Here is a 10,518-nt window from a genome sequence, read left to right as displayed (position 1 = left end):
TAGGCGAGGTGCCGAGTGGTGGGGCAAGAGCGTTTTGCTTACTTTTGCGCTGTTCAAAAGTGAGCCGCTGTAAGAGCGGAACCAATAGCCGCCGTTACCGAAGAAACGGATATGTACTCACCCCCGGCCCATCTCAGCACCCCGCGCCGAAGTACCTATCCTGCGCAACAGGGGCAACACCTCGGCCCCCACGTGAATCGACTCCTCCAGATGCGGAAACCCCGACAAAATAAAGCTGTCCACCCCCAGCTGGTGATACTCCTCGATCCGCTCCGCCACCCGCTCATAACTCCCCACCAACGCGGTACCAGCCCCACCACGGACCAGGCCCACCCCGGCCCAGAGGTTGGCCGAAACCTCCAACTCCCGCGCCCCACGCCCACGGCCCTTCATCAATTCAGTCTGGCGACTCTGCCCCACCGATTCATACTTGGCCATCTGCCGTTGCGCCTGGTCAATGGCGTCCTTGGGAATCTCCTCCAGCAGCCGCTCAACATGCGCCCAGGCCGCCTCCTCGGTGCGATCGGCAAAGATGTGCAAGCGCAACCCAAAGCGCAACGTCCGCCCCTGCAACGCGGCCAACTCGCGCATCCGCACCACCCGCTCGGCAATCATCGCCGGCGGCTCACACCACATCAGGTACGTCTGAGCATGGGCAGCTCCCACCTGCTCAGCCGCCTCTGACGCACCCCCAAAATAAATCGCCGGCACCTCGGCCCCAGGCGCCACCGGCGTGTTGATCCCGCTGCGGTAATACCGCCCCGGATGCGCCGGCTGCTTGCCAGCCCACACCGCCTGGAACACCTGCAAGAACTCGGCAGTCCGCGCATAACGCTCATCGTGCTCAAGAAAATCCCCCAACGAACGCTGCTCGAAGCGGCTGGACCCCGTCACCACATGCAACGCCAGCCGGTTCTCGCTGAGCAGTTGCAAGGTCGCCGCACGGTGGGCGGTATAAGCAGGCAGTTCCATGCCAGGCCGCAACGTCAGGAGGAACTTAAGCCGCCGCACTTCCTGGGCCAGCACCGCAGTAATCAGCCATGGGTCTTCGAACCCACTGGCAGTAGGCACCATGATCCCGTCAAACCCGGCCTGTTCGGTGGCCCGCACGATCTGGCGCAGGTAATCGAGGGTCGGCGCACGTTCGCCTTGCTGGAACAGCCCGACCTTGGGCAGGCCACTGCTGGTGAGGTGGCGACCGTCGCCGTTGGTGGGCAGGAACCAGTCAAGCTGGATCGGTGGGCGAACCTCAGTGTTCATGGTGCAGGCGCTCCTTGCGCAGGCCGTGTTGAAAAAGCAGCGGCAGGATCTGTTCCCCGAAACGCAGCACTTCGCTGACCGCCGGGCCGCCTTGCAGGATGATGTGGCCAACGCCCAGGCCGTGCAGTTCCTGCAGGCGCGTGGCGATTTGACGGGGTGTGCCCACCAGGATCAGCGGTTGGCCAGGATGCAGTTGCAGCAGGTTCGGGTGGATCTCCCACTGGCGCAACGGGTGACGGTCGCGGGGCACGGTGGCGATGCGGTGGTTGGGCAGGTCCTGGGTCGGCAGCAGCGCGGCGGCGGTTTCCCATGCCAGGTCTTCGCTGTCGCCGATGATCAGGCCGAAGGTACAGGCAAAGGCCAGGCTCGGTTGCAGCTGGCGCCAGCGCAGTATTTCCTGGGCCAGCCACTGCGGATGCCCGGGCCGCAACAGGCAGACTTGGGCGTGCCCGGCCACCAGCGCGTGGCTTTGGCTGTCGTCCAGCACCAGGGGCGGGGCGGGCAGTTCGCGGCGGGCGACGCCGGCGTTTTCCAGTTGGAAGTAGCGGCCTTGGTAATCCAGGCCACCGTCATTCGGGGCCAGCAGTTGCTGGAGGATGTCCAGGTATTCGCCGATGCGCTCGCTGCGCTGGTCGCGGTTCAGCCATTCGCCAAAGGCGCTGCGCAGGCTGCCTTGTTCGCCGTCGGGCAAGTGCAGGCGCACCCGGTGGCTGCTGATGGATTGCAGGCTTTGCAGGGTGGTGGCCAGGGCGGCCGGGAGCATGACTTCCGGCGGCACGCTGACCGACAACTGCACCCGCCGGGTATGGGCGCACAGTGCCGCCGCCACCCCGAGGCTGTCGGCGCACAAGGCGCCGCCGGGGATCCACAGGCCGTCGATGCCGGCGTATTCCACCGCCTGGGCCAGCTGGATCCATTGCCCCGGCCGCGCCGCCCAGTCGGGGGTACAGAGGGGCATCAACCAACTGAATTCAAGGGGCATACACAGGCTCCATAGTTTGGCATCAGTATCACGCGTCGTCGTCGTCGTCGTAGCAGCTGTCGAGCCCCGGCGAGGCTGCGTAGCGGTGCATCTGACACACCGCCACGCAGCCTCGTTTCACTCGACAGCTGCTACGGGAGCTGACGCTTTCAGGGTGTTTGATCATCCTACTCTCGTCCTCGCCATCCGAGGGCCGGGGCGATGTCCCGGGCGATGATTTCCAGGCGCTTGAGGATCTGGGCCTGGGTCGAGCTCTCGGCCTGGACCACCGCGATCAGGTAGTCAGCATAGGGCAGCAGCGACGGGTCCCGCTGCAGGCTTTCGATCACTTCGTCGGGATGGCCGTGGTGCACGTTCATCAGGCGCAGGTGTTCCTGCAGGTCCACGGCTTGATCAATCAAGCCTTCACGTTGCAGGCGCGGGATGTGTCGCTCAATGTCCACCGCCAATTCCGCTTGGGCACTGGCCCGGTCCGGTGCCGGGAAAATTGCACGCACCACGCCGATTCGCGGCTGGCGATCGGTGCGGGTCCAGGCGTTCAGGTAGGCATCGGCCAAGGGTTTCTGCACGGTCAGCGGGTCGTGGGTGGCGGTGCCCAGGAGCAGGCCGTTGCCTTGGCTCGCGGTGTAGGCCGCGCCTTCGAGGCTGCCGTGGGAGTGCCACAAGCGGCTGCTCAAACCGGTTGCTGGCGGTTGCAGGGTCAATGGGTTGTGGGGCGTCAGCGGTTCGCCGTCGAGTAACTGCTGGACCTGCTGCTGGCTGTCGCTGAAGTCGACCTGGCGTTGCAGGGCGTCACGGCCAAAGGCGCTGAAGTTGTCGAGGTTGGCGCCGCCGCTGCCCAGACCCAGTTGCACCCGGCCGCCGCTCAGGGCGTCGAGCACGCTGGCGTCTTCCGCCAGGCGGATCGGGTCTTCAAACGGCAGCACGATCACCCCGGTGCCCAGTTCGATATGCCGGGTACGCTCGGCCACCGCCGCCAGCAATACCAGCGGCGACGGCAGCCGGCCAAAGCCGTTGCTCAGGTGGTGCTGGGCAATCCAGCCACCGTCAAAACCCAGGGCTTCGGCGACTTCGAATTGTTCGATCAGGTCGCGATAGACCTGCTGTGGATCATCGCCAAAGGCGTGGCTGAGAAAGCCCAGTTTGAAGCTCATGACAGGGTTCCTTGAGGCAGGGTCGGTTGCCAGCCCAGGGCCGGGGCGATCTGTTCGCGGATGATTTCCAGGGCACGGATCGCATCACGCAGCGGGGTGCTGGTGGTCTGCACTTGCAGCACCAGATGGTCGTTGGCGGTCAGGGTCGGGCCTTGCTGCAACTGCTCGATGATCTGTTCGACCGGCCCGTGCAGGATCCCGAGGCGCTTGAGGGTGGTGTCGAAATCATCGTCCACCGGCGCCTTGTACACGCCGATGCTTTGCTGGCGCCGCACGTAGGCCTGGATGTCCTGGCGTGTGGCGGCGTCCGGGTTCGGGATCAGTGCTTGCACCCGGGCGATGCGGGGCGGGGTGCCGTTGTCGCCGGTCCAGGCGTTGCGATAGCGGTTGACCAGCTCCACGCCGGCTTCAGGCGGTAAATGCGGGTTCGGCGCCATGATCAGGCCGTGGCCGCGCTCGGCTACCAGTTCCACCCGTGAAGTGGCTTCCCAGATTCGCTGTCCGAGGCCGGCGGCCCGTGGCAGCAGGCGTGAGCCACTGTCGGTCAGTGGCGCGTTACCCAGGGCGTGAAGCAACTCTTGCAGGTGTTGCTCATAGTCGCGGTGGCGCGCCTGCGGCTCGCGGCCGAACGCCGTAAAGGTCTCAGGATCGAAGCCTGCGCCCAGGCCCAGTTCCAGCCGGCCATTGCTCAACAGATCCAGCACCGAGGCGTCTTCCGCCAGGCGCAGCGGCGCTTCCTGGGGCAGCACGATAATCCCGGTACCGAGGCTGATCCTGCGGGTGCGCTCGGCGATGGCGGCGAGCAATACCAGAGGCGAGGGCAGGCGGCCGTGTTCGCTGGCGAAGTGGTGCTGCGCCACCCAGCCACTGTCGAAGCCCAGCTCTTCAGCGACCTTGAACAGCTCCAGCGTGTCGCGGTAGACCTTGGGATCGAAGCCCGGGCTGTAGACTCGGCTGAGAAACCCCAGGGAAAAACGCGAACTCATGGCTGCACCTCGCGGGCCAGTTGTTTTTGCAGCGCGGGGCCGGCATTGATCGACTCCGGCAGGCCGCTGAAGGGGCTGATGGTCAGGTAACCCTTGTTCAGCCATACCGCTTCATCCTGCTTCTGTTGCTCGGCGGTGGCGGCGGGGCTGTACTGGAAGCCAATGCCGGGTTTGCCTGGCAGCTTGAATTGCTTGAGGTCGTCGGTGTACACCGCTTCAAAGCCCACGTAGCTGCCGATTCGGGTGAGTTTCACACCCTTGATCTGCGGGTCTTTTGGCAGGTTGATGTTCAGGCCCAGGCCCTTGGGCAAGAGCGCGCCGTCGGGTTGGCGATGCTGGTCCAGGGCGTTGACCAGCTTCGCCACCAGCAGCGCCGCGCGCTGTGGGTCGGCCTCTTTCAAGTCGGTGCTGACCGCCAGCGCCGGAATGCCCGCCTGCACCGCGACACTCGCGACGTTGAACGTGCCGGAGGCGCTGTTGATCGCCCCCAGGTTATTCCCGGGGTTGGGGCCGACGATCACCAGGTCGGGATGGGGCATGACTTTTTTCAGGCCCATCAGCAAGGCCATCACCGGCGTGCCGCTGATCTCGATCTGCACGTCTTTACCCGCGCACTCGGGGCTTTGGCACACGCCGTTTTCGGTGGTGCTGATGTAGTAACTGTCGGGATAGGCCGGGTCGTCGTCATGGCCGACGGTGACTTCGCGGCCAAAGAAAAACGCGCCGCCCCGGGCGCTCTGGTCGGCTTGCGGCGCGGCAATCCGCACCGTATGCCCCTGGGCCTTGAGCTCGGTGTAAAGGGCGCGAATATTGGGGTGCTGATAGCCGTCGTCGTTGCTCAGCAAAATGTTCAGGGCGAAGGCCTTCGAGGCGACCAGGCTGCCGAGCGCCAGCATCCATGCGCTGTGCTTCATGGTTTTGCTCCTTGGGTAAAACGGTTGGCCGGGCGCGGCAGGCCGAGGTTTTCCCGCAGGGTGGTGCCTTCGTATTCGGTGCGGAACAGCCCGCGTTGTTGCAGCAGTGGAATCACCTGGTCGACGAACAGGTCGATGCCGCCGGGGAAGTACGGGAAGAACACGTTAAAGCCGTCACAGGCACGGGCTTCGAACCACTGCTCGAAGAAGTCGGCGATGTCTTCGGCGGTGCCGATCACCGGGTTGCCGGCGGTCAGGTGCAGGTACAGCTGGCGGATGCTCAGGTTCTGGCTGCGGGCCAGTTCCAGGAGTTTGTCGCGCCGGCTGCCGCGCTGGCCTACCGGGGTTTCCGGCAGCGGGCCGTCGAGGTCGTAGCCCGACAGGTCGATGTCATCGCCCAGGGTGTCGGCCAGGAAACGCAGGCCCAGTACCGGGTCGACCAGGGCCTGGAATTCTTCGAACAGCGCCTGGGCCTGTTCGCGGGTCTCGCCGATAAACGGAGTGACACCGGGCAGGATCTTGACGTGGTCGGGGTCGCGGCCAAAGGCGGCGGCCCGTTGCTTGATGTCTTGATAGAACGCCTGGGCGCCGGCCAGGTCATGGTTGACCGCAAAAATCAGCTCGGCGACGCGGGCGGCGAGGGCCTTGCCGGGCTCCGACGCACCGGCCTGTACCAGCACCGGATGGCCCTGCGGCGGGCGGGCGACGTTGAGCGGGCCACGCACGGAAAAGTGTTCGCCGCGATGGTTCAGGGTGTGCAGTTTGGCCGGGTCGAAATACTCACCGCTGGCCTTGTCGCGGGTGAAGGCGTCGTCATCCCAGCTGTCCCACAGGCCCTTGACCACATCGTGGAATTCTTCGGCGCGCTGGTAGCGGTCGCCGTGATCGATATGGGTTTCGCGGCCGAAGTTCCAGGCTTCATCCGAGACCACCGAGGTCACCAGGTTCCAAGCGGCGCGGCCCTTGGACAGGTGATCGAGGGAGGCGAACTTGCGGGCGATGTGGTACGGCTCGTTGTAGCTGGTGGTGGCGGTGGCGATCAGGCCGATGTTGCTCGTGACGGCGGCGAGGGCGGCCATCAGCGTGAGGGGTTCGAAGTGTTCGGCCCGCGCCGTTCGGCTGAGTGCATCGTGATGATGCCCCCACAGTGCGACCACGTCGGCGACGAACAAGGCGTCGAATTTGCCGCGCTCGGCGGTTTGCGCGATGTGCTTGAAGTGCTCGAAATCCAGGCTGGCATCGGCCTGTGCCAGCGGGTGGCGCCAAGCGGATACGTGGTGGCCGCTGTTGGCCAGGAAGGCCCCCAGCTTGAGTTGATCGGTACGTCGGGTCATGGACAGGCTCCCGGGAAAGGTCAGGCGCAGGGCCGGCGAACCGGCCCTGCGGGCTGGGTCAGAAGGCGTACGTCACGCCGGTGTACCAGTAGCCACCGGTGGTGCCGTAAGGCGAAAAGGTGCCGTAGGGGAAGCCGCCGGAGCTGCTCACCAGGTCGGTGCGTTTCGGGTACTTGTTGAACAGGTTGTTGGCGCCGGCATTCAGGGTCACCGCCTTGGTCAGGTGGTAGTCGATGTTCAGGTCGGTGATCCAGGTCGGCGCGAAGTTGCGGTCGTAGATCTCGGCGGTGCCGTACTCGGTGTAGGAGCCGTAGCGGGTCAGGTTGAGGCTGGTTTCAACTTTGTCGTAGGTCCAGGTGGTGCCCAGCAGCAGTTTGGATTGCGGCAGGCCGTACTTGAGGTTGCCCTGGCGCTGACGGTCGTAGCCACCGTCCGGGCCAAGGGCCTGGGCGGCCACGGCCGAGGCGTGGATCGAGTCGATCTGGGTGGTGTTCCAGTTGAAGCCGGCGCTGTATTTCAGGCTGCCATAGGCACCGATGTCCTGGCGGTAGTCGCCCACCAGGTCGACGCCACGGGTGGTGGTGTCGAGGGCGTTGGTGAAGTAGGTCACTGCCTGGTTGGGGTTGAGCCCGGCCGCGGCGAGGATCGCGCTGATCTGCGGGGTGCCGCCCAGGTAGCCGGTCTGGGCGATGCGGTCCTTGATCACGATCTGGTAGGCATCCAGGGTGATGTTGGTGTTGTCGGTGGGTTGCAGGGTCAGCCCGACGCTGTAGTTGGTCGACTTTTCCGGCTTGAGGGTGGTCGCACCCAACGCCTTGGCCACGTCGGAATTCACCGCCACGTTGCGGTAGTCAAACAGTTGGCCGTTGACGCTAGTTTGCGAGGTGGAGCTGTAGATCTGCTGGGCCAGGGACGGCGCACGGAACCCGGTACTGAAGGTGCCGCGCACCGCCAGGATCGGCGTCAGTTGGTAGCGGGTGGAGATCTTGCCGTTGGTGGTGGTGCCCGAGCCATCGTTGTAGTGCTCGTAGCGCCCGGCCAGGTCCACGTGCCATTTGTCCGTGAAGTCCTGACCGACTTCGCCGTAGCCCGCGAGGCTGATGCGGCTTTTTTCGGCGGCGTCGGCCGGGGTGGTGCCCGCACCGGAAATGGTCCCGGGTGGAATAATCGCGCCGTTGGCGCCGGTGTCGAACGGCCCGCTGGCGTAGGAGGCGAGGTCACCCTTGCCGATCTTGTAGTCTTCGTAGCGCTGTTCCAGGCCCCAGGAAATCTGCGTCGGCTTGTACAGGCCGAGGTCGAAGGCGCGGGTCAGGTCGAGGTTGTTGGTCCACTGGCTGAAGGTTTTCACGCCGGTGTCTACCGAGGTCGGCGAGGTGGGGCCGTAGCTCAGGTTGTAGGTGTCGGTGAGGGTGGCCCGGGCATGGTCCTGGCCGTAGGTGCTCGACAGGTCATAGTCCCAGCCGGCCGCCTGGCCCTTGCCGCCGAATGCCACTTGGAAGTCGTCTTCGATGAAGCGCAGGTTGTCTTCGATACCTTCCGGGTACGGCGTCTGGATGCCGTTGAAACTGCCCGGCTGGTGGAAGGCCAGGGGCTTTTCCGAGTTGCGGTGGGTGTAGGTCGAGAACGAGTACAGGGTCAGCGCGTCAGCGACCGGCAATTCGGCGTTGTAGCCCAGGCTGAAGTTCTTCGCCTCGGGCAGGCCGGTGCCGTAGTAGGTGTGGCGCTGGCTGGTGTTGCCGGCGCTGTCGGTGTAGGGCGCTGCGTCGGAACGGTCCGAGACGTCCTGTTTTTTCACGTCCAGGGCGAGGTTGATGAAGCCGTCGTTGGGCAGGGCCAGGCCGACGTTGCCGGTCTGGCGCACGGTTTCGCCGTCGCCGTTTTCATAGTTCTGGCCGTAGGTGGTGGACAGGCTGCCGCCATGGTCGGTCTGCTTGAGCACGATGTTGATCACCCCACCGATGGCGTCCGAGCCGTATTGCGCCGAGGCTCCGTCACGCAGGACTTCGATGTGATCCACCAGGGCGGTGGGGATCATGTCCAGGTCTACCGGTTGCGAGCCGGAGTTGAGGGAGGTCGCGTTGTTCAACAGCGCGCTGTTGTGGCGGCGCTTGCCGTTGACCAGCACCAGCACCTGGTCACCGTTCAGGCCACGCAGGCTGATGGGGCGCACGATCGAGGTCGAGCCGAAGCCCGACGAGGCCGGCTGGTTGAGGGACGGCAGCACCTTGCTCAGGGCGCGGGTCAGGTCGCCCTGGCCGGTGGCGAGCAACTGCTTGGAGGAAATCACATCCACCGGCGCCGGGCTCTCGGCCAGGGTGCGGGCCTGGCCACGGTTGCCGATCACCACGACGGTGTCCAGCGGGTTGTCGCTGGCCGGGGCGTCGGCGGCGAGGGTCAGGCTGCTGTAGCTGGCGGCCTCGCACACAGCGAGGAACAACAGGGTATGGGCGAAGGCCTTGCCGGGTTGGCGGCGGCCTGCGACGCGTGATGGATTCATGATGTGCAACACTCCAGTGTGGTTAGGCGACGAGCCTTGTTCGAGGGCGGCTTGTTGAGTTCAAGCTCTGGTGGAGGCAGGAGAGCAAAGGCTGTGCCATCGCTGAAAAGTCTTGGATAACAAGGGGTTGTTGGCGGGCTGGGGTAGCGGGTGGTGTTTTTCTAACAGGCGGGAAGGCAGGGTGTTGGTTTTTGTGCAGGGGATTTTTTCGAGAAACGGCTGGCGTACGCCGGGGCGGGGAAATGCCTGCTTGGCACACCCCTTGCTCTCCCCACGCCATACCTAAACCCAAGGAAGCTTTTCTGTATGCCTAGACCCGGCCCGCGCAACGCCCTCACTGATATTCCCGGCCTGGAGGTTGGCCACGCCACAGACCTGTATGCCGACACCGGCGTCACGGTGATCCGCCCGGATGGTTTCTGGACTGCCAGTATCGACATTCGTGGTGGCGGCCCTGGCGGTCGCGAAACGGCGGCGCTGGAGCCGGAGAACATGGTTGGCCAGTTGCACGCCCTGGTGTTTGCCGGTGGCTCGGTGTTTGGCCTGGGGGCGGCGGATGCGGTGGCAGCGAAGTTGTCCCAAGACCAGGTGGGGTTGCATTTGAAGCCGGGTGCGCCGGCGATTCCTATCGTGCCGGCGGCGGTGTTGCATGACCTGGCCAATGGCGGCGACAAGGATTGGGGCCTGGAGCCGCCTTATCGACGGTTGGGGTTTGAGGCTCTGGCCAACGCTGGTCCGGACTTTGAGCTGGGCTCGGTCGGGGCTGGGCGTGGGGCCATGGCCGGGGTGTTGAAAGGCGGGCTGGGTACGGCGTCGCTGGATTTGGGGGATGGGTTGGTTGTGGCTGCGTTGGTGGTGGCCAATCCGATCGGTTCGGTCTACATGCCGGATGGTGAGACGTTTTGGGCTTGGCCGTGGGAGGTGGCGGGGGAGTTTGGTGGGGCGCGGCCCGTCACGGAGATGGATTGCAGTGACCCGATGCCGGAGTTGTCGCGGCTGGATTCCATGGGGCGCCTGCAAGCGGGGGCCAATACGACGTTGGTGGTGGTGGCGAGTACGGCGCGGTTGACGGTGGCGGAGTGCAAGCGGGTGGCGATCATGGCCCAGGACGGGATTGCCCGGGCGGTGCGGCCGGCGCATTTGCCGTTTGATGGGGATACGGTTTTTGCGTTGGCCTCTGGGGCTGTGGAGTTGACGGATGGGCCTCGGCGGCAGGTGGAGATTGGGCGGATTGGGTCGGCGGCGGCTGACTGCGTGGCTCGGTCGATTGCGCGGGGGGTGTTTGCTGCGCGGGCTTAGGTTGGGGTGTATATCCGTTATTTAGGTAACGGCCGCCTATGGTTTCGCTCTTACAGCGACTCACTTTGGAAAAGCCCCAAAGTAAGCAAAGG

At 64.9% G+C, this 10,518-nt stretch carries 8 protein-coding genes; 1 reads left to right on the top strand and 7 read right to left on the bottom strand.

Annotated features, from left to right (window positions below):
- Positions 1-117 precede the first annotated feature (117 nt).
- The 7 genes from V3W39_RS33240 to V3W39_RS33210 form a co-directional block, all read right to left on the bottom strand.
- Positions 118-1,260 carry an LLM class flavin-dependent oxidoreductase gene (locus V3W39_RS33240; protein ID WP_330214155.1) on the bottom strand — a complete coding sequence of 381 codons (1,143 nt, stop codon included), beginning with the start codon at positions 1,258-1,260 and terminating at the stop codon, positions 118-120.
- Entirely contained in the window at positions 1,250-2,242 is a 993-nt protein-coding gene (locus V3W39_RS33235; protein ID WP_177079805.1) for an LLM class flavin-dependent oxidoreductase, read from the bottom strand. Before V3W39_RS33235 ends, V3W39_RS33240 begins: the two co-directional genes overlap by 11 nt.
- Positions 2,243-2,409: 167 nt before the next feature.
- Positions 2,410-3,396, bottom strand: a complete 987-nt coding sequence (locus V3W39_RS33230) for an LLM class flavin-dependent oxidoreductase (RefSeq protein WP_177048859.1) — start codon at positions 3,394-3,396, stop codon at positions 2,410-2,412.
- The gene (locus tag V3W39_RS33225) at positions 3,393-4,382 is read right to left on the bottom strand and encodes an LLM class flavin-dependent oxidoreductase (RefSeq protein ID WP_330214154.1); all 990 of its coding nucleotides are present in this window, start codon (positions 4,380-4,382) and stop codon (positions 3,393-3,395) included. The genes V3W39_RS33230 and V3W39_RS33225 overlap by 4 nt, the downstream gene beginning before the upstream one ends.
- Complete coding sequence (locus V3W39_RS33220; protein WP_177048855.1) at positions 4,379-5,296, bottom strand: 5'/3'-nucleotidase SurE; 918 nt, start codon at positions 5,294-5,296, stop codon at positions 4,379-4,381. Before V3W39_RS33220 ends, V3W39_RS33225 begins: the two co-directional genes overlap by 4 nt.
- Positions 5,293-6,630: an LLM class flavin-dependent oxidoreductase gene (locus V3W39_RS33215; RefSeq protein WP_177079807.1), complete on the bottom strand. Its 1,338-nt coding sequence runs from the start codon at positions 6,628-6,630 to the stop codon at positions 5,293-5,295. The genes V3W39_RS33220 and V3W39_RS33215 overlap by 4 nt, the downstream gene beginning before the upstream one ends.
- Before the next feature lie 58 nt (positions 6,631-6,688).
- The gene (locus tag V3W39_RS33210; RefSeq protein ID WP_177079808.1) at positions 6,689-9,127 is read right to left on the bottom strand and encodes a TonB-dependent receptor plug domain-containing protein; all 2,439 of its coding nucleotides are present in this window, start codon (positions 9,125-9,127) and stop codon (positions 6,689-6,691) included.
- A 306-nt stretch (positions 9,128-9,433) separates the two neighbouring features.
- On the opposite strand from V3W39_RS33210, the gene V3W39_RS33205 reads away from it, so the two are divergent.
- A complete protein-coding gene (locus V3W39_RS33205) occupies positions 9,434-10,426 on the top strand; it encodes a P1 family peptidase (RefSeq protein ID WP_177048852.1) in 993 nt (330 codons plus the stop codon).
- Positions 10,427-10,518: the final 92 nt, after the last annotated feature.

The organism is Pseudomonas sp. Z18(2022), assembly GCF_036346535.1.
GTDB lineage: Bacteria > Pseudomonadota > Gammaproteobacteria > Pseudomonadales > Pseudomonadaceae > Aquipseudomonas > Aquipseudomonas yamanorum_A.
This window is presented reverse-complemented; position numbering and strand designations above follow the sequence as displayed.

Coding starts and splice junctions, on each gene's coding strand:
- V3W39_RS33240 (WP_330214155.1), bottom strand. CDS start 1,260: ATGAACACTGAGGTTCGCCCACCGATCCAGCTTGACTGGTTCCTGCCC.
- V3W39_RS33235 (WP_177079805.1), bottom strand. CDS start 2,242: ATGCCCCTTGAATTCAGTTGGTTGATGCCCCTCTGTACCCCCGACTGG.
- V3W39_RS33230 (WP_177048859.1), bottom strand. CDS start 3,396: ATGAGCTTCAAACTGGGCTTTCTCAGCCACGCCTTTGGCGATGATCCA.
- V3W39_RS33225 (WP_330214154.1), bottom strand. CDS start 4,382: ATGAGTTCGCGTTTTTCCCTGGGGTTTCTCAGCCGAGTCTACAGCCCG.
- V3W39_RS33220 (WP_177048855.1), bottom strand. CDS start 5,296: ATGAAGCACAGCGCATGGATGCTGGCGCTCGGCAGCCTGGTCGCCTCG.
- V3W39_RS33215 (WP_177079807.1), bottom strand. CDS start 6,630: ATGACCCGACGTACCGATCAACTCAAGCTGGGGGCCTTCCTGGCCAAC.
- V3W39_RS33210 (WP_177079808.1), bottom strand. CDS start 9,127: ATGAATCCATCACGCGTCGCAGGCCGCCGCCAACCCGGCAAGGCCTTC.
- V3W39_RS33205 (WP_177048852.1), top strand. CDS start 9,434: ATGCCTAGACCCGGCCCGCGCAACGCCCTCACTGATATTCCCGGCCTG.